At 42.3% G+C, this 22,220-nt stretch carries 22 protein-coding genes; 7 read left to right on the forward strand and 15 right to left on the reverse strand.

Going from position 1 to position 22,220, the window contains the following annotated elements; all coding sequences use genetic code 11:
* Position 1: 1 nt before the first annotated feature.
* Together LBC_RS05455 and LBC_RS05460 are read right to left on the reverse strand one after the other, a co-directional pair.
* A complete protein-coding gene (locus LBC_RS05455) occupies positions 2-775 on the reverse strand; it encodes a thiazole synthase (protein WP_221253298.1) in 774 nt (257 codons plus the stop codon).
* A 45-nt stretch (positions 776-820) separates the two neighbouring features.
* Positions 821-1,267, reverse strand: coding sequence for a hypothetical protein (locus tag LBC_RS05460; RefSeq protein ID WP_221253303.1), 447 nt, complete (start codon positions 1,265-1,267; stop codon positions 821-823).
* A 97-nt stretch (positions 1,268-1,364) separates the two neighbouring features.
* Here LBC_RS05460 and LBC_RS05465 point away from each other — a divergent pair, with 97 nt between their 5' ends.
* From LBC_RS05465 to LBC_RS05480, 4 genes are read left to right on the forward strand one after another with little or no spacing between them, the layout of a single operon-like run.
* Positions 1,365-3,974, forward strand: coding sequence for a valine--tRNA ligase (locus LBC_RS05465; RefSeq protein WP_221253311.1), 2,610 nt, complete (start codon positions 1,365-1,367; stop codon positions 3,972-3,974).
* On the forward strand, positions 3,971-4,756 hold the full coding sequence (locus tag LBC_RS05470; RefSeq protein ID WP_221253313.1) for an HpyAIV family type II restriction enzyme: 786 nt from the start codon (positions 3,971-3,973) through the stop codon (positions 4,754-4,756). The genes LBC_RS05465 and LBC_RS05470 overlap by 4 nt, the downstream gene beginning before the upstream one ends.
* Positions 4,753-5,847, forward strand: coding sequence for a DNA methyltransferase (locus LBC_RS05475; protein WP_260173324.1), 1,095 nt, complete (start codon positions 4,753-4,755; stop codon positions 5,845-5,847). Before LBC_RS05470 ends, LBC_RS05475 begins: the two co-directional genes overlap by 4 nt.
* On the forward strand, positions 5,844-6,806 hold the full coding sequence (locus tag LBC_RS05480) for a methionine ABC transporter ATP-binding protein (RefSeq protein WP_221253315.1): 963 nt from the start codon (positions 5,844-5,846) through the stop codon (positions 6,804-6,806). The genes LBC_RS05475 and LBC_RS05480 overlap by 4 nt, the downstream gene beginning before the upstream one ends.
* Before the next feature lie 660 nt (positions 6,807-7,466).
* Here LBC_RS05480 and LBC_RS05485 read toward each other — a convergent pair.
* From LBC_RS05485 to thiS, 13 genes are all read right to left on the reverse strand, one after another.
* Positions 7,467-7,829, reverse strand: a complete 363-nt coding sequence (locus LBC_RS05485; RefSeq protein WP_221253317.1) for a hydrogenase maturation nickel metallochaperone HypA — start codon at positions 7,827-7,829, stop codon at positions 7,467-7,469.
* Positions 7,830-7,839: 10 nt separating this feature from the next.
* Positions 7,840-8,796, reverse strand: a complete 957-nt coding sequence (gene hypE / locus LBC_RS05490; RefSeq protein WP_260173464.1) for a hydrogenase expression/formation protein HypE — start codon at positions 8,794-8,796, stop codon at positions 7,840-7,842.
* Between the two features lie 41 nt (positions 8,797-8,837).
* Positions 8,838-9,941 carry a hydrogenase formation protein HypD gene (gene hypD / locus LBC_RS05495; RefSeq protein ID WP_221253321.1) on the reverse strand — a complete coding sequence of 368 codons (1,104 nt, stop codon included), beginning with the start codon at positions 9,939-9,941 and terminating at the stop codon, positions 8,838-8,840.
* The gene (locus LBC_RS05500) at positions 9,941-10,246 is read right to left on the reverse strand and encodes a HypC/HybG/HupF family hydrogenase formation chaperone (RefSeq protein ID WP_221253324.1); all 306 of its coding nucleotides are present in this window, start codon (positions 10,244-10,246) and stop codon (positions 9,941-9,943) included. The genes hypD and LBC_RS05500 overlap by 1 nt, the downstream gene beginning before the upstream one ends.
* On the reverse strand, positions 10,246-10,974 hold the full coding sequence (gene hypB / locus LBC_RS05505; RefSeq protein WP_221253325.1) for a hydrogenase nickel incorporation protein HypB: 729 nt from the start codon (positions 10,972-10,974) through the stop codon (positions 10,246-10,248). The genes LBC_RS05500 and hypB overlap by 1 nt, the downstream gene beginning before the upstream one ends.
* Positions 10,975-11,035: 61 nt before the next feature.
* Positions 11,036-11,449 carry a nickel-responsive transcriptional regulator NikR gene (nikR, locus tag LBC_RS05510; RefSeq protein ID WP_221253326.1) on the reverse strand — a complete coding sequence of 138 codons (414 nt, stop codon included), beginning with the start codon at positions 11,447-11,449 and terminating at the stop codon, positions 11,036-11,038.
* A gap of 35 nt (positions 11,450-11,484) precedes the next feature.
* Complete coding sequence (gene hypF, locus LBC_RS05515) at positions 11,485-13,725, reverse strand: carbamoyltransferase HypF (protein ID WP_221253331.1); 2,241 nt, start codon at positions 13,723-13,725, stop codon at positions 11,485-11,487.
* Positions 13,709-15,274 (reverse strand): hypothetical protein, encoded by a 1,566-nt coding sequence (locus tag LBC_RS05520; RefSeq protein WP_221253333.1) that lies wholly within the window; start codon positions 15,272-15,274, stop codon positions 13,709-13,711. The genes hypF and LBC_RS05520 overlap by 17 nt, the downstream gene beginning before the upstream one ends.
* Entirely contained in the window at positions 15,271-15,840 is a 570-nt protein-coding gene (locus LBC_RS05525) for a HyaD/HybD family hydrogenase maturation endopeptidase (protein ID WP_221253335.1), read from the reverse strand. Before LBC_RS05525 ends, LBC_RS05520 begins: the two co-directional genes overlap by 4 nt.
* Positions 15,840-16,523: a Ni/Fe-hydrogenase, b-type cytochrome subunit gene (gene cybH / locus LBC_RS05530; RefSeq protein WP_221253337.1), complete on the reverse strand. Its 684-nt coding sequence runs from the start codon at positions 16,521-16,523 to the stop codon at positions 15,840-15,842. Before cybH ends, LBC_RS05525 begins: the two co-directional genes overlap by 1 nt.
* A 10-nt stretch (positions 16,524-16,533) precedes the next feature.
* Positions 16,534-18,255: a nickel-dependent hydrogenase large subunit gene (locus LBC_RS05535; RefSeq protein WP_221253339.1), complete on the reverse strand. Its 1,722-nt coding sequence runs from the start codon at positions 18,253-18,255 to the stop codon at positions 16,534-16,536.
* A 3-nt stretch (positions 18,256-18,258) separates the two neighbouring features.
* On the reverse strand, positions 18,259-19,410 hold the full coding sequence (locus tag LBC_RS05540; RefSeq protein WP_221253341.1) for a hydrogenase small subunit: 1,152 nt from the start codon (positions 19,408-19,410) through the stop codon (positions 18,259-18,261).
* Between the two features lie 229 nt (positions 19,411-19,639).
* Complete coding sequence (gene thiS / locus LBC_RS05545; protein WP_221253342.1) at positions 19,640-19,843, reverse strand: sulfur carrier protein ThiS; 204 nt, start codon at positions 19,841-19,843, stop codon at positions 19,640-19,642.
* A 129-nt stretch (positions 19,844-19,972) separates the two neighbouring features.
* Here thiS and LBC_RS05550 point away from each other — a divergent pair, with 129 nt between their 5' ends.
* Genes LBC_RS05550 through LBC_RS05560 form a run of 3 tightly spaced genes read left to right on the forward strand, consistent with a single transcriptional unit; the run spans position 19,973 to position 22,211 of the window.
* Positions 19,973-20,635: a methionine ABC transporter permease gene (locus tag LBC_RS05550; RefSeq protein ID WP_221253343.1), complete on the forward strand. Its 663-nt coding sequence runs from the start codon at positions 19,973-19,975 to the stop codon at positions 20,633-20,635.
* Between the two features lie 10 nt (positions 20,636-20,645).
* Positions 20,646-21,416, forward strand: coding sequence for a MetQ/NlpA family ABC transporter substrate-binding protein (locus LBC_RS05555; protein ID WP_221253348.1), 771 nt, complete (start codon positions 20,646-20,648; stop codon positions 21,414-21,416).
* 24 nt (positions 21,417-21,440) lie between these two features.
* Positions 21,441-22,211, forward strand: a complete 771-nt coding sequence (locus LBC_RS05560) for a MetQ/NlpA family ABC transporter substrate-binding protein (protein ID WP_221253349.1) — start codon at positions 21,441-21,443, stop codon at positions 22,209-22,211.
* Positions 22,212-22,220 lie beyond the last annotated feature (9 nt).

Here is a 22,220-nt window from a genome sequence, read left to right on the forward strand (position 1 = left end):
CTCATTCACCCAAAAATCCAGTCAGCGGACTGCTCGCCTCTCCTCCACTTGCCACTTCTCGCACTCTACCAAGCCCAGCTAGATATCCAGCCCTGCCAGCCCTAACCGCCTCGCCAAAGGCTCTTGCCATTAGCCGCACATCACGAGCCGTGGCTATGGCGGTGTTTGCCATTACTGCAGCCGCACCCATTTGCATAGCCTCGCACGCCTGAGCTGGAGTGCCTATGCCTGCGTCAATGATGACTGGGGCGTCTAGCTCGTTTATCATTATCTCAATCGCCGCACGAAAGGCAAGACCCGCGTTTGAGCCAATGGGCGCAGCTAGGGGCATAACGCAGGCTGCCCCTGCACAGAGCATAGCTCTAGCGGCGGCTAGCTCTGGATACATATATGGCATCACGACAAAGCCCTCGCTGGCTAAAATCTCAGTCGCTTTTATTGTTTCAGCGTTATCAGGAAAGAGATATTTGCTATCTCTTATGACTTCGATTTTGACAAAGTCCCCACAGCCTAGCTCCCTGCCCAGCCTAGCTATACGCACCGCTTCATCGGCCGTCCTAGCTCCGCTTGTATTTGGCAAAAGCGTAACGTGCTTTGGGATAAAATCGAGTATATTTCGCTCGCTGCTCTCTCCCACTCGCCGCATAGCTAGCGTTATTATCTCCGCTCCAGCCTCATTTACGGCAGCGTCTATTAGCTCGTGGGCGTATTTGCCTGAGCCTAGGATAAAGCGGCTGTTAAACTCAAATTTACCTAATTTTAAAGTGTCATTCATAATCCACCCTTTTTAAATTTTGCATAAATTTTATCAAAATGCAGCTTAAAACTTATCTTTTAGCCTTGCCCTTATCTCATCTTTTATCTCTTTAGAATTTAAACAAAACTCACCAACTGCATCCTCAATCTGCATTAAAATAGCATAAATTTCACTCTCCCATTTACCTTTATCTTTTGTGTTTACATTTATACTCTGCACGTAGGCTAGCTTGCGACTTATCTCACTTAACCTTTGTAAAAATGGCTCTTTTGCACCCTGCTTTAAAGCGTCCCCATCAAGCCCCCTAAGTAATCTAATCTCGCCATCAATACTATCACAAAAAAGCGTATATTTATTAGCTATTGCAGGTAGATTTTCGCTAGTATTTTTAAAATTTTCACCATTTTCATAAGCCTCCCTATCAAGTCTATCAGTTATCTTTTTTAACTGCGTAATCATCAGCACAATAACTCCAGCAGTAACTAAAAAAGCGAGCAAATAAGCGTCCATAAATTCTCCTAATTTTTGATTTTATTATAGCACACTTATGAATTTTTAATTCATTTTTGGCTAAAATCTACCATTTTTAAATTTAAAAGGCGAGAAAATGGCTGATTTTTACAACCCAAAAGAAGTGGAAGAGAAGTATTATAAAATCTGCGAAGAGCGTGGATATTTCGAAACAGACGGCAACAAAAACATACAAAACGGCAAGAGCTTTTGCATTATGATGCCCCCACCAAACGTAACTGGCGTGCTACACATCGGACACGCCCTGACCTTTACCCTGCAAGACATCATCACCCGCTATAAGCGAATGGACGGCTTTACTACGCTGTGGCAGCCTGGGCTTGACCACGCAGGAATCGCCACGCAAAACGTCGTCGAAAAACAGCTTTTAAGCCAGGGACTTAGCAAGGAAGAGCTTGGGCGAAGCGAGTTTTTAAACCGCGTGTGGCAGTGGAAGGAAAAAAGCGGCGGCACGATCAACGCTCAGATGCGCCGCCTAGGCGTAACTCCAGCGTGGAGCAGAGAGCGATTTACCATGGATGAGGGGCTAAAAAACGCCGTTAAAAAGGCCTTTGTAAATTTATATGAAAAGGGGCTTATTTACAGGGGCGATTATATGATAAACTGGTGCACCCACGACGGCGCCTTAAGTGATGTCGAAGTGGAGCATAAGGAAAACAGGGGCAAGCTTTACCACCTGCGCTACCCCCTAGCTAGCGGCAGCGGCGAAGTCATAGTCGCCACCACTCGCCCTGAGACCTACTTTGGTGATACGGCGGTAATGGTAAATCCAAACGACGAGCGTTACGCCCATTTAGTAGGGGCTAGCGTGCGACTACCTATCATAAACCGAGAGATAAAAATCATCGCCGATAGCCACGTCGATATGGACTTTGGCACAGGCGTGGTAAAGGTAACGCCAGCGCACGACGTTAATGACTATGAAGTGGGCAAGCGGCACGATTTGGAATTTTTAACAATCTTTGATGAAAAGGGTATTTTAAACGAGCATTGCGGGCAGTTTGCTGGGCTTGAGCGGCTTGCGGCTCGTGATGTGGTGGTGGCTGAGCTTGAAAGGCTTGGCTTTGTAGAAAAAATAGAAGAGCATATAAATCAAGTCGGACACTGCTACCGCTGCAAAAACGTCGTCGAGCCATATATCTCAAAGCAGTGGTTCGTTAGCCCAAAAATCGCCGATGAAGCCATAAAAATGACAAACGAAGGGCAGGCGAAATTCTACCCAGCCCATTACATTAATAGCTTTAATGCCTGGATGCGAGAGCTGCGTCCTTGGTGCATTAGCCGCCAGCTGTGGTGGGGACATCAGATACCTGTGTTTTACTGCGATGAGTGCGGATATGAGTGGGCGGATGAAGGCGAGCCAGCTAAATGCCCAAAATGCGGTAGTGATAAATTTAAACAAGACCCAGACGTGCTTGATACGTGGTTTAGCTCTGGGCTGTGGCCTATCTCTACGCTTGGCTGGGGCAACGGCGAGGCGTATAAAAATGAAAAGTGGTTTGATGGCGATTTGGAGCAGTTTTACCCAAATACTATGCTAATCACTGGCTTTGATATTTTGTTTTTCTGGGTGGCTAGGATGATGTTTCAGTGCGAAAATGCCACTAAAAAGCTGCCTTTTAGCGACATCTACCTGCACTCTTTGGTTAAAACCAGCGACGGCAAAAAGATGAGCAAAAGCAGCGGCAATATCATAGATCCGCTTGACGTGATAGATGAGTATAGTGCGGACGTGTTGCGTTTTACGCTCACCACCCTAGCTGCGGCTGGCAGGGACATACGCCTAGGCGATGAGGCGCTGACTTTGGCTAGAAATTTTACCAATAAAATTTACAACGCCAGCAAATACTTGCTTTTAAACGCCCCTAAATTTGAGGATTTTGACGCAGATAAAATCAGCTCAGGCGTGGGAAAATATATGCTAGCTCGCTTTTATAACTGCGTAAGGATTACTAGAGAGCATTTAGAAAACTACCGATTTAACGACGCAGCGGATGCGGTGCAGAAGTTTTTATGGGATGATTTTTGCGACTGGGGCATTGAGCTTAGCAAGGCAGATAAGGGCGCGATAGCCGAGCTAGGTAGTATTTTTAAACAGAGCCTTAAGCTACTTAGCCCATTTATGCCATTTATCAGCGAGCACCTTTACCACGAGCTAAGCGGCACGAGCTTGGAAGCTGGAGCGGATAGTATAATGATAGCACGCTACCCAGTCTCGGGCATTGCAGATAGCGAGAATGAAGCTAAATTTAACGCCCTAATTGAAGCGGTCGTTAGCATACGCAGGGCAAAGGCGAGCATAGATCTAGGCAACGCTAAAATCCCGCTAGCCTACGTGCTAAGCGAGCTTGATTTAAGCGAGCAAGCAGAGCTAATCGCAACGCTAGCGAAGTGCGAAAAGGTGGAGTTTGTAAGCCAAAAGGTCGCTAACGCCGTGGCTGATGTGAGCCAAAGCCTAAGCACCTTTGTGCCACTTGCTGGCGTGGATACGAGCGAGATAATAAAGCGCCTTAACGCCCAAAAATCAAAGCTAGAAAAAGAGATTGCAAAGCTAGAAAATATGCTAGGCAATGAAAAATTTATCGCAAACGCCCCAGAAAATGTCGTGGCCGAGAACAAAGCCGCCCTAGATAACGCCAAAGAGCGCTTAGAAAAGGTAGTGGGAGAGCTGAGGAGATTTAAGTGACATATGAAAATTTTAAGAATAGCTTAAATGAGCGTATTTTTAAAGCCGACTTAAGTCTTGAAATTTTGCAGACAGTTATAGAAAACCCTCAGAGATACACTGGAATTTTTCGAATAACAAATGCAAAAACAAAACTTATTCAAAATATCACACAAAGTCATGAAATTAAATTTGGCGATTTTTTGGAAGATGTTTTTACGGAGTATATTCGTGAAATGGGGTTTGATTTATTGGACAAGAATATAAATAGCGACCTTAATGCGGATCAACTTTTTACAGATAAGAAAGAGATTTTTTTGATAGAGCAAAAAGTAATAGATGATCACGATAGCACAAAAAAACGCGGTCAATTTGATAATCTAATCAGAAAAATAATGGCATTAAAAGAAAAATATCCTAATAAAAAAATAAATGCTTGTATGTGGTTTTGTGATGACGCTCTCAAGAAAAACAAAAAATACTACCTAGAACGCATAGACTCAAACACCGATACTCTAGTAACAACCAAATTATATTACGGTGCCGAAATTTTTGCAGAGCTATTTAAAAGAATGGATGTGTGGCAGGAGATAGTTTCACATTTAAGTAAAAATAAAAATGAGCGAAGCAAAGAAATTTTAGAAGTACCAGATTTTGATAATAGTTTAGAGATTAAAGAAAGTTTAAAAAAACTAAAAGAGCAAAAACCAACTTTAATCAAAAAACTACTATCAGACAAAGATAAATACAAGCAATTAAGAGCAGAGTTATTTCCTAGCGGGGAGACTTTAAAAGGACTATGATAGAAAAAATTATTCAAGGCGATTGCATATCTGAATTAAAAAAATTAGATAATGAGTCTATAGATTTGATTTTTGCAGATCCGCCATATTTTATGCAAACAAGTGGCAAACTACTGCGTCCTGAAGGAGCAGAATTTAAAGGCTGTGATGACGAGTGGGATAAGTTTAATAATTTGACAGAATATAGAAATTTTACACTTCAATGGCTAAAAGAGTGCCAAAGGGTATTGAAAAAAGATGGCAGTATTTGGGTGATTGGCTCAATGCAGTGTATTTATTTAATTGGTGCTACGATGCAAGAGCTTGGCTTTTGGCTTATTAATGATGTGATTTGGCAAAAAAGTAACCCTACGCCAAATTTTTTGGGCACTAGACTAAACAACTCGCACGAGACACTGATTTGGGCAGCGAAATCAAAAAGTAGCAAATTTGCATTTAACTATAAAACCGCAAAAGAGCTAAATAGTGATGTTTTAGAGCCAAATCTATTTAAAAAAGGCGAACGACGTCAGCTTGGTTCTGTGTGGAAAATACCCGTATGTAGCGGAAATGAACGCTTAAAAGACAAACTTGGAAACAAGCTTCACAACACCCAAAAACCAGAAATTTTATTATATAGAATAATAGCAATTAGCTCAAAAATGGGCGATGTCGTCCTAGATCCATTTGGCGGAACTATGACAACTGCTGCTATGGCAAAAAAGCTAGGCAGGGGATATATCAGCATAGAAAAAGATGAGAGATATATACATTACGGAAAAAAAAGAATTAGCCAAATAGAATTTGAAAATAGTGATATAGCTAATGCAAAATGGGACAAAAAACCACCAAAAGCTGATATGAAAGATATGATCAAGGCTGGTTTTTTTATATCAGGAGAAACCTTTTATCTAAATGGCAGCAAAGCCACGCTCTTAGATGATGGAAAACTCGAGTTTAATACAGAAAAATACGATATGCACTCTTTAGCTGCTAAAATAAAAAAAACTAAAACAACAAGATTAAATGGTTTTAAGTATTGGAAAGTATTAAGAAATAATGAGCTAATAGGCATAGATTTAATTCGCCAAAAATACAGGGACGTACAATGATAAAGGTAGAAAATTTAATCAAAAACTACGGCGAGCTTAGGGTCATTGACGATGTGAGCTTTAGCGTGGCTAGGGGCGAGATTTTTGCCCTAGTCGGACACAGCGGCGCTGGCAAAAGCACCCTGCTTCGCTGCTTAAATGCGCTAGAAAGCTATAGCGGCGGCAGCGTGAAAGTGGGCGATAAGGAAGTGGCAAGCCTAAGCGGTGGCGAGCTAAGGGAGTTTCGCAAAGATATAGGTATGATATTTCAGCATTTTGCGCTGATGAGCCGCAAGAGTGCTTTTGAAAATATCGCTATGCCGCTTCGAATTTGGGGCTTTAAGGATAGCGAGATACGCACCAGAGTGGGCGAGCTGCTAGAAATCGTGGGGCTAAGCGAGCGAGCAAACGCCTACCCAAAAGAGCTAAGCGGCGGGCAGAAGCAGCGTGTAGCAATCGCCAGAGCCCTAGCCCTAAAGCCAAAGATCCTGCTAAGCGATGAAGCCACGTCTGCGCTTGATCCAAACACAACTGGCGGCGTGCTGGAGCTGCTTGCACGCATAAACGCAGACCTTGGCATTAGCATAGTGCTAGTAACGCACGAGATGGACGTTGTTAAAAAAATCGCCCACAAAGCCGTCCTGCTAGAACACGGCAAAGTCATCGGCAGCGGCAGCGTGGAGGAGCTATTTTTAAAGCCAAATTTAAAGATGAAAGAGTTTTTGGCTGAAGATGAAGTCCTGCCAAGCACAGGCGTAAATATCCGCCTATTTTTCCCAAAAGAGGTCGCTCAAAACAGCGTCATAACGCATATGGCAAGGACGCTAAACATAGACTTTAACATAGTCTGGGGCAAGCTAGAACAGCTCGGAGAGCAGGTGCTGGGAAATCTCGTAATAAACGTAGATAACGCCGATGTCGCGTCCGTGCTAGAGTATCTGGGACAAAGCGGCGTGCTTTATGAGGTGGCATCGGATTAAAGACTTAGGCTCTATTTTTAATAAAAGCCAAAAATAGAGCCTTTTATAAACTTATGGCAATATTTAAAAAACGGTATTTTATAAATTTACTTTATACCGGTTAAATTCATAAAACAATATTTATTATTTATTACTGCCAAACTAAACTTTTGCTATATCATTTCCAGTTTAAGCATATTTTAAACCATAGTATAATCTCAATACTACTAATTTATGTCAATAGAATAAAATATTACCGACATTGCAAAACAATAATATCGGTACGATTTTTAGCATTTAGCAAAGCTTGACATAAAATATGGGGAGCGTCGATAAGTTATTAGGCTTAGCAAGCACGCTACTGAGTTTGTGTATCACAAATGAACATATTTAAGCTACTTATGCACGTAGCATAGGGCTTTCCTTGAAATTTTTAAAAAATGGTGTTGTTTGAATAGCCAAAATTCAATTTATTCAAATATCAAAATAGCCCTTAACGCGCATTAGGTTCTTGCTAGAATTAAAACATAGCAATTATTAAATTTAAAGACAATTTAAAAAACCAAAACCAAATCACCACAGGAAATGTCTAAGCTATATTATTTTTAAGGTTTTAAATTTAAAGACGCTTTCAATTAGCAATAGATAAATCAGATTAAAATCGGTTGCGTAAGCTGCTCTTTACTCAATCACAAGGCGCATTAGATACATATCCTCGCCGTCTTTTACCTCAAGCTCAGTGCTTTTGCACTTCGGGCAGCTAAACTCATGCTTTTTAAGCTCCTCAACACCCCCACACTCAAGGCACTTAACAACCACAGGCTGAGTTATTATACTAAGCTCCGCCTCATCACACACAGTGCCTATTTTATACACGTCGTACGCACTTTGCAAATAGTGCGGCTCCACTCCGCTTAAAACGCCTATTTTAACCACGACTTCACGGATTTTAGGAGGGGTTATACTATCAAATTTATTAGCCCTTGATTTTAAATTTTCCTCGCAAAGTGCCACTAGGCTTTGGACTATGCTTAGCTCATGCATGTACGCCTCCTTAGCAAATTCTAGGTAGCAGCTCGCCTTTTGGTGGTTCCAAAAACCGCTGCGTACCGTACCTGCTTTGCAGTATCACGCCACTTCTGCGCACGCTAAGCTCTCCGATATAGGCGGCGAATGGGTTAAATTTACGTAGCACCTCAAGTGCCTTTTGCTCGTCATCTGGCGATACTGCAAGCACAAACGTCCCCTCATTTGCCAGCTCAAATGGCTCAAAGCCAAATATCTCACAAATCCCAAGCACCTCATCGCTAATAGCAATATCCGCCTCTCGCACCACTACGCCAAGCCCACTCGCCCTGCTTAGCTCATTTAGTACAGCAGATAGTCCTCCTCTAGTCGCATCTCGCATGCAAAGCGGCTTCACGCCAGCCTCTATAAGAGCCATAACAACGCCAAGTAGGCTCTTACAATCGCTTTTTAAATCAGCGCTTATTTCAAATTCCTCTCTAGCAGATAGCACCACAGCACCATGCCTGCCTATGTCGCCACTTAATAAAAGCTTAGCACCATCTTTTAAAGACTGCACCCCAACACCCTCACAAAGCACCTCAGCTACACCAGATGTGTTTATAAACATACTGTCGCATTTACCACGTGGTAGGACTTTGGTATCACCGCAGACGACTTTTACACCAGCCTTAGCGCACTCGCTAGCTAGCGAAGCAAGCACAGCTTTTAAAGTGCCAAGCAAAAGCCCCTCCTCTAAAATAAGTGCACAGCTTAAATACTTTGCCCTAGCACCCACCATAGCAAGGTCGTTTATAGTCCCACAGGCGGCTATCTTGCCTATATCTCCGCCTGCAAAAAACAGCGGACTAACGACAAAGCTATCTGTGCTAAACGCCAAAGGAGAGCTTAAATTTAAAATCGCAGAGTCATTTGCCTGCTTTAAAATTTCTCCGCCAACCTCACTAAATGCCTCAAAAATAACGCTATTTATAAGCGCTTCCATCTCCTCGCCGCCACCTCCGTGTGCTAGGCTTATCCTATCGCTCAAGCTCCCCTCCTTTGGTACTTATAATACGCTGCACAAGCTCCCTCAGAACTTACCATACAAGCTCCTACTGGGGAGTTTGGCGTGCAGGCTTTGGCAAATAGCGCACACTCTGGCGGCTTTGACACACCACGCAGTATCTGTCCACATATACATGCTTTTGCCTCTTTTGTGGCTTGCTCTTTTTGCAAGGCAAATACTCGCCTAGCATCGATACTTACATACTCATCTTTTAAGCAAAGTCCGCTATCATCTATCTCGCCTAGCCCCCTCCACTCAAAAGTGCAAGGGCGCATATATTTTGCCACGAGCTCTTTTGCCTTTACGTTTCCTTGCGCACTCACAGCTCTTTTGTATTCGTTAAACACCTCAAAGCTTGCGCGCTTGTGCTGGCGGATTAAATTTAAAACACTAGCCATCACATCAACTGGCTCAAAGCCACTTATGGCAATCGGACGTTTAAACTCAAGAGCTAGTTCTTTATAAGCATTGCTTCCTACTATCACGCTTACATGGCTTGGCCCTAAAAAGCCGTCAATATTTACGTTTTTATCAGCCATTATCGCACGAAGTGGGGCTGGGACTGTAACGTGATTTATGTGAAAGTAAAGATTTTTAACGCCCTCATCTAAGGCTTTTTGGATAATAACTGCACTCATGGGCGTAGTCGTCTCAAAGCCTATGGCAAAAAATATCACATTTTTATCTGGGTTTTGCCTAGCTATTTTTAGTGCATCAAGCGGAGTATAAAGCGCTCTTATATCATGCCCTAGCCCACGAAGCTTTAAAAGGCTAGTATGGCTTCCTGGCACCCTAAGCATATCAGCTAGTGTGCAAAATATCACACCCTGCATACTCGCTAGCTCGCACGCCTCATCTATGCGAGAAACAGGCATAATGCAAACTGGACATCCTGGCCCATGGATGAAATTTACCACACCCTCCACAAGCTCGCCTAGGGCAAATTTCATAATAGAGTGCGTATGTCCGCCGCAGATTTCCATGATATTTATAGGGCGCGATAAAGTGGCAGCTTCGGCTTTTATCTGCTTAGCAAGGGCTAGGATAAGCTCGCTATTGCGATAATCATTAATCAAATCCATCACTCGCCTTTTTGCGTACTTAGCCTGTCGCTAAGGCTAGCTAGCCCCATATCTCCTTCACGCTCATCTATCACTCCACTTTCCATATCCTCGGCTATTTGGCGGTATAGCTCAAGGCTTTCTAAAGCGATTTTAGTGTCGATTTTTTCCATGGCAAAACCAACGTGTATAAGCACATAATCCCCCACGCTAACTGGCTCAGCGATAAGATCAAGTGTAACCTGACGCTTCACGCCCAAAGTCTCGACTGTGGCGTAATTATTCTCATCTATTTCTATCACTTTTGACGGTATTGAAAGGCACATTATCTAGCCGCCTTTTTGGCTTTTATATAAGCTATTAAAGCCTCAAGCCCCTCGCCAGTTTTGCTATCTATAGCTATTATATCCACCTTTGGATTTAGCGCACGGGCGTCTTTTTTAACCCGTTCAAGACTAAACTCAAAATGCTTAAGCAATGACACCTTGCTTACCACAAGCAAATCTGCGCTCCTAAACATCACTGGGTATTTGCTGACTTTATCATCTCCTTCTGGCACTGAAAGCAGGACTATATTTAAATGCGTCCCAACATCATACGCAGCTGGGCAGACGAGATTTCCGACATTTTCTACCACAGCTACGTCTATTTCATCTAAATTTATATAATGAAGCCCCTCATGCACCATAAATGCGTCTAAATGACAGGTCTGCCCTGTGGCTATTTGATGAGCCTGTGCACCAGCTTTTATGATGCGGTCTGCGTCTTGATTAGTCTCTAAATCGCCCTCCACTACGCCTATTTTAAAGGCTTTGCTTTTTATCAGCGCCTCTAGCATAGTAGTTTTTCCAGCACCTGGGCTTGACATTAAATTTATCCCCAAAATACCCTTTGCATCAAGATGTGCGCGGTTATGCTCGGCTTCGTGGTCGTTTGCTGAGAGTATTTTGCTTATAACCTCAACCGTGTGAGGCTCGTTTAGCGTGGGATGGGAGTGAAACTGCATGCTTAAAGCACTATTGCCGCCCAGGCTACATCCACAGTCTTTGCACATCTTGGCTCCTTTGATTAAATTTATTAATTATATCTTTTAATTATTAAATTTAAGCTTATTATTAAGACTCTGGTACTGCTGCGCGTGTTAATTCAGCAAATTTAACGCCCTTTAAACCAGCGATTTTATCGCTAAAAGCACGTATGTATGAGGCATCGCCTTTTAAGACTATAATTTCAAGGCAGTTGTGATGATCCATATGTACGTGCATAGAGCAGCTTACCTCTACCTCCGCTTCATGCTGGAGCTTTAACATTTTGTTTAAAAGCTCACTTTGATGATGATCATAAATTATACTTAAAACTCCTATTAGCCCTGATTCTCCGCTATCCCAGCTATCCCTGACTATCTTATCTCTTATTAAATCGCGAGTAAATTCACTGCGTGAAGCGTAGCCCTGAGTTGATACCTTATTATCAAGTTCAACCAAAAGTTGTTTTGGTAGCGATACGCTAAATCTGATAATATCTTCCATTGTTAAACCCTCCTTTTTAACATTGAATATTATATCTAAAAATTTATCAAAATATAATATAACTGCCCTGCAGCTACGCCAGAATCGTTGGCACAAAGCAACTTTGGTGCATAGTATTTTATGCCATTTTTATCAAAATCAGACAAAACTCGCCTTAAAAGAGTAGCATTTTGAAAAACACCTCCACTTAAAACCACCTCAAGATTGTGCCTTTTTGCGATATTTACCATCATGGCAGATAGCCCATTTATTAGCCCGCTAGCCACAGTTTTTGGGCTATCTTTAAGCGCAGCTAAAATCACAGGCAAAAAGTCAATCTCGCCATTTTTATTCACATTAAATTCATAACAACTCGCCTCATCTGCGTCATAAAAAGCCTCAAGCATCATACCGCTTTGAGCCTCAAAACTTATGCTATTAAGCCCAAAAACAAGGCTCGCAACCGCATCAAAAATTCGCCCCAAAGAGCTAGTTAGCGGACTATTTATACGCTTAGAGTAGGCAATATCTAGCATTTTTTGGCTTTGTTGGCTTATGTTTTTGCTTACCCACTCACTAGCTAGCTCAAGCACCCCATAGCTTTTTAAAATGCTATAAGCAATGTGAGAAATATTTTTAATGCTAGCTTCGCCGCCAAGGAGCAAAAATGGCTTAAAATGATAAGCTCTCTCATACTCACCATCTTTTAAAAACATCACCTCTCCACCCCAAACAGTACCATCATCTCCTAGCCCAGTCCCGTCAAAACTAAAGCCAAGACGCCGAATTTTGGGGTCTAGCTCATACTCAAAAAGCACACTTAAAAGATGGGCGTGATGGTGCTGTATGTTTATGATATTTTTATCACTCACGGCACTTTTGCTTAAAAAATGTGGGTGCAAATCCCCAGCCACCGCATCAAACTCTAGCCCATAAGTCTGCCTAAAAAGCTCTAAAATATCCTTATATCTATTAAAGGTAGCGACGTTTTTTAAATCCCCTATGTAAGGTGAGAGAATAGCTTGTCCGTCCTTGTAAATCGCAAACGTACTCTTTAGCTCAGCACCTAAGGCTAAAAATGTCCCTTTTTTATCAAATTTAGTACTTATAAATTTAGGACAAAGTCCGCGCGAAGTACGGATAAACCTAGCTTCGCCGTGGGCTACAAAGGCTATGCTATCATCGCTTGGAGATAATATATCTCTATCATAATCAAGCACGTAATCAACCACCCCACAAAGCCTATCAAGTACAGCTTTGCTATTTGTAAGTATAGGCTCGCCGCTTACATTTGCACTTGTGGCGACTATAGGTGTATGCAAGTACTCAAAAAGCAGTAGATGAAGCCCCGTATAAGCTAGCATAACTCCTACTGTATTAAGCCCGCATTCTATCAAATTTGAAAGCGGCACTACATCCGATTTTAGCGTGCTTTGAGGCTTTTTAGCTAGTAGTACAATGGGTTTTAAATTTGAGGTTAAAAGGCTAGCTTCAACCTCATCTATGCTAGCGTAATTTTGCGCCATGGCTAGGTCTTTTGCCATTATGGCAAACGGCTTATGGGGGCGATTTTTGCGCTCTCTAAGCGTGGCTAAGGCATTATCATTTGTCGCATCACACACTAGATGAAAGCCCCCTAGCCCCTTTATGGCAATGATACGCCCTTGTTTTATAAGCTTAGCCACACGACTTACCGCCTCGTCTTCACTAGCAATAAAGTCGCCATTTTTATCAAGCAAGCTTAGCCTTGGTCCACAGTTTGGACAGGATACGGGCTGAGCGTGGTAGCGGCGATTTGTCGGGTCTGTGTACTCGCTTTTGCAAGTAGGACACATTTTAAATTTATCCATGCTTGTATTTGCCCTATCATATGGTAGCGCTCGGATAATGCTAAATCTAGGGCCACAGTTTGTGCAGTTAATAAATGGGTAGTGATAGCGCAGATTTGTGGGGTCATAAAACTCACGTTCGCAATCAGCACAAAGCGCATAATCAGGCAAAATCGGCGCCTCTTTTTTAGCTGATTTTGAGCCTACTATGCTAAACTCGCTAAACTCGCGCTCGCTTTTAGTCTTTTTAACGCTATCAATTCGAGCTAGTGGTGGCAGGCTATCTTTCATGCTAGCTTCAAATTTATCCACCGCACAAGGCTCGCCAAACACCCAGAGTTTCACACCCTCATCATCATTAAAAACCTCTCCAAAAATGCCATGCCTAAGCGCTAGAGTATAAAGCCATGGACGAAACCCCACGCCTTGAACAAGCCCAGAAATTTCATACTTATACCCCACTTTCAAGAGCGTACTCCCTACTAAACTTAACCCCAGCATGCTTTGCACAAAGGCTTAAAAGCGCCTTATTTGCAAAAAGCGAGCCAGAGCCTATGGCTAGCTTTATGGAGCATTCATTTTTTACATTTGCAATAAATTCATCTAAAAAATGAGCCAAACTCTCCGCCAGACCATAAGCTATATTTTTCTCCCCAGCCCCAGCAAGCCTAAAGCTCATCACAGAGCGAATAGCGCGTGCAATGTCAAACTCAGTGGCTGATTGCATTTTAAACTCAATCCTAACGCCCCTATTAGCATTAAACTCACTTGAAAGCTCAAGCATAGCCTCGCCTGCGCTGCGCATATCATCGCTAAGCCCTAAAAGCAGTCCAGCCATGGCAAAAATAGCAAAAAAGCCCTCTTTTAAATTTAATCCGCCACTAGGCAAGCTAAACTCTTTTTTATAATTCTCAAGTAATCTCTCGCCACCCTCAAGCCTTGAAATCTCAGAAAAAATCTCCTCCCAGCTAGAAATAGTACCAAATCGCAAAACGCGCGTACTCTCGCCATTTTTTACAATTTCTACCTCATCAGCCCTAGTCTTTGATAAAAATACCCTAAGGCTCGATTCTTGCTTTAAAAGCCCAAACTCATAAGCGCTAAGTGCGTAAAGTGCGAAGTTTTTATCGTCTGAGTTTTTTACAAAATCAGCCTCCACATTGCTTAAATACCCCTCTCCACTACATACTACGCTGCCGTTTTCGCATGGCATTGCGATAAATGGTTCGCTAAAATACTCGCTAGCTTTGATGCTTAAAAAATCCACCCCAGTCTCACTAAGGCGCACACAGAGTGCGTACATAAAAATATCCCTAGCAAGCCCCACGTGAAAGTACTTTGGCGAGCCTTCATGTGCGTTTTTATAAATTGCGCTTAGCCTAAGCTTTACAAGCGGCTTTTCAAAGCTAGCTAGACAAACCCCAGCCGCCTCATCAGCTATAAAAAGCCTTGAAATGTGCTTTAAATTTGTTGGCATTATGTAGCAAGAATCGCTAAAGATTACTCCAGCCGCAACGCTAAAAGAGTGAAATTTATCGCTTAAGCTTACACTTTTTTTATCTAACAACGCATTTAAGCATGAGGTAAGCAAGGAGTTAAAATTTGCGCTATTTACCGCCTCGCCGTTTACCCTCATATCGCTTAATATGCCAAATTCATTGCAATTTAGCTCTTTTTGGTTTAAAAAGCTTTGAATTTGCACTGGGGTTATGTTTGATATTTCTGGAATTTGTAGGCTTAGCGCACCCTCATTAAACAAAAACTTCCCCTCATTAAGTGCACTGACATTAGTATCAAGCAAAAATAAAGAGTGTGGCAAACGACGAGATAGAACGTCCGAGAGGACGCTAAGCCCAGCCTCATCGCTAGATATATAAAGCTTTATTTTGTTATGCTCTTTTACTATTTGGTGTTTAAATTTAACCCCAACGCACTCATCGCTTTTAAGCACGCAGTGTATCAAAGGGACAAATAAGTCATTATTACTAGCATAGCTAAACTCAAACAAAAGTATCACGCAAGCCCCCTTTTAGCATATCTATCAGCCATATCTTGCACACTCACCTCTCCTCTTAGCTTGTAATTAAAGCCGAGGGTTTGTAGATGTTTTAAGAGTGCGCGCTTTGCTAAATTTACGCCATTTTTAACCTCATCTGAGAGCATAAAGCTCATGGGTGCTACCCTGGTTGGGACTATGCCTAAGATATGCGTAGGCGGCAAATCCCCAGCAAGCTCAAGTAAAGAGAGCGTCTGAAGCATCTCTATCTCATGTGCACTACCGTCCCAGCGAATGGATTTTGGCATAGCAGCATAGTCAAAAAAGTAAACGTCTCCAGCCTCGCCCCCATCTGCGCTAATGCAATCAATCACGACAAGCTTATCAAAGCTGGCTAAAATCGGCGTGAGGGCGATAGCTAAAGTACCGCCATCTATAAACTCAACGCTGTCGCCAGTAAGGGGATTTGCGTCAAATTTATCATCCGTGTAAAACTCATAGCTCTCGCTCATAGCCATAGCTAGATGTACACCCACGCCCTCATCGCCAAACATCACATTGCCTATACCAACTACGCCAACACGCATTAATGCTCTTCTTTTACGTATTTATAGCCACTTACTATGGCGTCCATTGCGCCGTTGCGCCCCTTAACAGCGTTAAATACCGCCATATAAACATGCACCACGACAAAAAACATAATAATCCACATGCATACCCTATGCACCGTACGGACGTTTGCTAGTCCGCCCATATACGCCTCCACAGCTCGCATAGGCTCATAAATAAGCCCACCAAGCCCCTCATGATAGACATGAACGTATAGCACAAGCCCTGTAAGGCAAATTAGCGCAAGCACAACGTAAAAGAAAAAATACGATGCAAACTGCAAAGGATTATAAACACCCTTTAAATGTGGGTGCTTGCCCATAAACAGATAGTATTTTATCTGCTTTATCCAGACAAATGGATTTAAAAAATCAACTATACTTATCCACTCTTTGCGGCTTAATTTATCAAAGAAAAATAGATAAAATTTATACGCAAAGCAAGCTATTAGCACAAAACCTATAATCTGGTGCCACATACGTATTTTTGCCTGCAAAAATAGCGTCGGCGTACTTGAGACTTCAGGTTGCGCAAAGACATAGGATAGGTAGTACCCACTAAGGACTAAAAGCGCAATAGCCACCGCACGTATCCAGTGAGTTAGCCTAAGCCCTATGGAAAATTCATACTCGCTAATGCGATCTGGCTTATGATTTGCCATTACTTCCTCCTTAAACTAAGCTTGCGTCTAGCTTATACTCGCCGAGCTTTGCACCCTTTGCGTCCATTACGTGTACAGCACAGGCGATACAAGGGTCATATGAGTGTATCTTTCTAATTATCTCAAGCGGCTTTGTAACATCTGAAAGCTTAGTGCCTATTAAGCAAGCCTCATATGCACCCATCTGCCCAATTGCGTCTTTTGGACTGGCATTCCACGTACTTGGCACGACGGCTTGCCAGTTTGAGATGACACCATCTTTTATGCGGCACCAGTGGCTTAGCGCACCACGAGGCACATGCCCCATATAATAGCCCTTATACTCTTTGTCGTTATCGATTTCGTATTTAGCGCATGTTTCTTGGTCTACTTTTAAATTCTCAACCAGCGCATTAAAAGCTAGCATGGTATTATCAGCTACTATTTTTGCCTCTAGCATACGAGCAGCGGTTCTACCAAGGGTTGAAAATACAGCGCTTAGCGGTAGTCCTGTGCGAGATAAAAACTCATCCACAACAGGCACGACATATTTATTACCTAGCGCATAATTTACCACGATATTTGCAAGTGGCCCAACCTGCAAAGGCTTGCCACCATAGCGTGGGGCTTTTATCCACGTGTATTTGCCTGATGTATTTAGCACCTTTGTATGCACCATCTCGCCGTCGCTTCCTATACTCTCGCCGTCAACTAGCCCTGTGTAGTGTGGGTTTGTCTTGCCATCATATGGCTTTAACGGCTCATCATCAGCATACCACGCATGAGTTGCCTCTTCGGTTATTAATTCAGCATCAACTGGCAATACTTTGCTTATATCGCCGTCCATTATGATGCCGCTATCAAAAAGCCACTCGTTTTTGCCGATTTGAAACTCTTTGAAGGTATATAAATTTGAAACGCCTATATCGCCTAAAACGCTAGGCTCATCTTTATACATAGCAGCTGCCATTAATACATCTGGATAGTATGCGCGGTTTACAAACTCCCTAATCTCAGCAAGCTTGCTCATATACTCCCCTAAGCGGCTTGGATCAAGCAAATCCATAACGCAGGTAACTCCGCCAACTGTAAGGCTTTGAGGATGAGGCTGCTTTGCGCCAAAAATAGCCATAAGCTGCGCAGCTATACGCTGTATGCGCAAGCACTCAAGATAGTGGCTTAGTACGATTAAGTTCTGCTCAGGGGTAAATTTATAGCTAGAGTGTCCCCAGTAAGCATTTGCAAATGGTCCCAGATTTCCCTTAGCAGCAAACTCAGCAACCTTTGCTTGCACCTCTTTTAGCTTATCCTCGCCAGCCACTAAAGGATAATCACACCACTTAAACGCCTCCTCGCTCGCCTTTTTTGGGTCTGCTTTTAAAGCGCTTGTAATATCCGCCCAATCAAGCCCATGAAGCTGGTAAAAATGCACGATGTGATCGTGTAAAAATAGAGCAGAGTTCATAAGCGTACGGGTTAAATTTGCATTTAGTGGAGGCTTTATGCCTAAAGCATTTTCTACGGCTATTATGCCCGCTTTATAATGCGAAAATGTACACACGCCACACACACGCTGGGTGAAAAATCCAGCGTCTCTTGGATCGCGATTTTTTACCACTTGCTCTATTCCACGCCATAAAGTCGAAGCGCTATACGCCTCTTGCACGACGTTATTATCGTCAACTACCACCTCTATGCGCAAATGCCCCTCTATTCTAGTTATGGGGTCTATTACTATCCTTTTGCCACTCATTTACTACTCCTCGTTTTTTCTAGTAGACGCTATGGCTGCGTGCGCTGCTATGCCTATACCAGTAAGCGCTAGCACGCCTATACCCACCTTATCACTCACGCTATCAGCCCCAAGCCCTAGCACTGTATCATATAATCTATCAGCCATAGGCTCCTCAAATGGTCCCATCGTATCCCAAAAATCAGGCTCAGAACAGCCTATGCAGCCGTGTCCTGCTTGTACTGGCCAGCTAGTGTGCTGATTAAATCGCTCTCTGGAGCAGTTATTAAAGGTATATGGACCTTTACAGCCTACTTTGTAAAGACAATACCCCTGCTTTGCTCCCTCATCGCCAAAATGCTGGACAAACTCCCCAGCGTCAAATCGCCCACGACGCTCGCATAGATCATGAATTCGCAAGCCATAAGCCCATTTTGGACGGTTAAATATATCAAGCGCAGGAAGCGTGCCAAATAGCAAGAAATTTAAAACATTACCGACTATATTTTTCTCACTTGGTGGACACCCTGGGACGTTTATGACTGGCTTTGATGTGATTTTAGAAAGTCCAACTGAATTTGATGGATTTGGCGCAGCCGCTTGGATACCGCCAAAGCTAGAACAGGTGCCTATGGCAAAGATTGCTGCGGCATTTTCGCTCGCTTTTACAGCGTGGGTTTTGCCACTAGTGCCATGAGGTCCAACCGTGAGGTAGTATTCGCTCTCACCAGTTGGTATACCGCCTTCAACCAGCAAAATATACCTGCCCTTATACTCCTCTATAGCATGCTCTAGGTTATGCTCGGCCTGCCAGCCAGCCGCTGCCATAATAGTCTCGTGATACTCAAGGCTAATATAATCAAAAATAAGGCTATCAATGCTAGGGGCGTCCGTGCGCAGCAAGCTCTCGCTACACCCTGTACACTCAGCCATGTGAAGCCATATCACAGGTAGCCTATCTGCTAGCTCAGCCGCACGAGCCACCATAGGCGTCATAGACGCAGGTAGCGCCATAAAAGCAGTCATCGCCCCAGCCCATTTCATAAAGTCCCTACGACTAAACCCATGCTCACTAAGAGTCTGCATAATGCCACTTTTGCCACTTTTTAACGTAGAGAGTTTAGAAAGCTCGTCTAGTCTTTTACTGGCTAGTTCTAGCGCATTTTGTATAGCCATACTATACTCCTTTTTTTGAGTTTTCACACCTTATTTCTTAAATTTAGCAGAAATAAAATATTTAACTTCATAATATAATAATTTAATTTAATGTTTTCTTAATGATAGTATGAAAATGCAAAATATAAAATATGATGTTTCATATTGAAAAAACGTGGTTTTATGATAATTTTTCACGCTTTTTCAAATTTAAAGATAAGGTAAATGCTTGCTTAAATTTAATCCCATATTAGCCCCCACCAACAAAATGCACCACCTCAAAATTCTCTCCGTCTTTGACAATCTCATCATTCCATGTAGAACGAGGCAGCACCTCTTTTTCACGCTCAATCGCAACCAATTCTGGCGTAAAACCCAAAAACGTAAGTAGATAAGTCACACTAATCCCCTCTTTTACCTCGACTTCGTCGCCATTTACTGTTATTTTTATCACGATATTTCCCTATTAAAAATTTTGAATCTAAAATTAGCCATTATACCTAAATTTAAAGTAAACAAAAAATATCAGGCGCATTTAAATTTATAAAAGCTATAATTAAGCCTTTTTAAAAGGGGCGATATTATGGTAGAAAATATTTTTAATAAATTTATCCAGCATTTTCCACAGGCGATACTTGAGACATTTTACATGGCGATAGTCTCTACAACAGTGGCCTTTATCATAGGGCTTGGGCTTGCTGTGGTGCTTTTTATGACTTCAAAAAACGGCTTAAAACCGCACCCAAAAATTTATCAAATCCTAGACATAGCCACAAACACCCTAAGAAGCTTTCCTTTTATCATTTTAATAGTGGCAATTGACCCATTTACTAGGCTAATAGCTGGCTCAAGCATCGGCACAACCGCTATCATCGTCCCCCTAACCATAGGCACTGCGCCATTTTTAGCGCGCCTTATTGAAGCTAGCTTTAACGAGGTCGATAAAGGGCTAATCGAGGCCGCTAGAAGCTATGGGGCTACGGATTTGCAGATAGTTTTTAGAGTTGTTTTTATTGAAGCGTTGCCTAGCATTGTCTCAAATTTAACCCTAACCTTAATCGTAGTCGTTGGCTTTAGCGCGATGGCTGGAGTTGTAGGCGGTGGCGGTGTGGGCGCTGTAGCGATAAACCGCGGATACAACGGCTTTGATGATGAGATACTCTACATTGCTGTTGTTGTGCTTCTTATCATAGTTCAAATTTTTCAAAGTGGCGGCAATTTCTTATACAAGCTTACCAAAAAATAAAGGAGAAAATATGAAACTCACTCACATTGCCCTTGCTGGGCTACTTGCCATTAGCGCAAATGCTCTTGAAAAGTTAAAAGTAGGTGCTACGCCAGTACCACACGCAGAAATTCTAGAGCTCATAAAGCCTGATTTGACCGAGGCTGGATATGAACTTGAGATATTTGTATTTAACGATGGAATTTTGCCAAATAAAAAGACAGATGAAGGCGAGCTTGACGCAAATTACTTTCAGCACCTTCAGTACCTTAATGAGTTTAACAAACAAAAAGGCACACATCTAGTCCCTACAGTAGGCGTACATCTGGAGCCTATGGGGCTATATAGCAAAAAGATTAAGAGCGTTTCGGAGTTTAAAAAGGGCGATAAAATCACAATTCCAAATGATCCAACAAACGAAACTCGCTCATTGCTACTTTTGCAAAAAGCTGGCTTAATCAAGCTAAACGACAACCCACTAGCCAAAATCCAAGACATAGTAGAAAATCCTCTAAGCCTGCAAATATTGGAGCTTGAGCCAGCTCAGCTACCACGTACGCTTCGTGATACGACAGCCAGTGTGATTAATACAAACCATGCGCTAAATGCAAAACTAAATCCGGAAAATGACACCATATATATGGAAAAAGTAGAAAACAACCCGTATGTAAACTATGTCGTAGTGCGTGATGGAAGCCAGGATAAGCCAAAAATAAAAGCGCTTGATAAGGCTATCACTAGCGAAAAAGTGAAAAATTTCATCAAGCAAAAATATCAAAACGTAGTAATCCCAAACTTTTAATACACCAAATTTAAAGGAGAAAATATGAAACTTACTCACATTGCCCTTGCTGGGCTACTTGCCATTAGCGCAAATGCTCTTGAAAAGTTAAAAGTAGGTGCTACGCCAGTACCACACGCAGAAATTCTAGAGCTTATAAAGCCTGATTTGGCCGAGGCTGGATATGATCTAGATGTTATCGTTTTTAACGATTACATACTACCAAATAAAAACCTAGAAGAGGGGCAGCTTGATGCAAATTACTTTCAGACTGTGCCTTATTTAGATGAATTTAATAAGCTAAAAGGCACTCACCTAAAGACAACTGTGGGCGTACATTTAGAGCCTATGGGTATATATAGCAAGAAATTTAAAAGCTTAGACGAGCTAAAGCAAGGCAATAAAATCGCTATACCAAACGACCCATCAAACAACACTCGCGCTCTAAAACTACTGCAAAAAGCAGGCGTAATTAAACTAAACGATAATCCGCTAGCAAAGGTAGAGGATATAGTGGAAAATCCAAAAAATATCCAGTTTGTTGAGATAGAATCAGCTCAGCTACCTCGCACACTTCGCGATACAGCAGCAAGCGTGATAAATACAAACTATGCACTAAACGCTGGATTAAACCCAGTAAGGGATTCTATATTTATAGAAGAAGGTGCAAATAACCCATATGTAAACTACGTCGTGGTTAAAGTAGGCAATGAAAATGAGCCAAAAATAAAGGCGCTTGATAAGGCTATCACTAGCGAAAAAGTGAAAAAATTTATAGAGGAAAAATATAAAGGCTCAATACTTCCAGCCTTTTAAAACTTAGGG

Origin of the sequence: Campylobacter sp. 19-13652, assembly GCF_019702925.1 — a bacterium.
Lineage (GTDB): Bacteria > Campylobacterota > Campylobacteria > Campylobacterales > Campylobacteraceae > Campylobacter_A.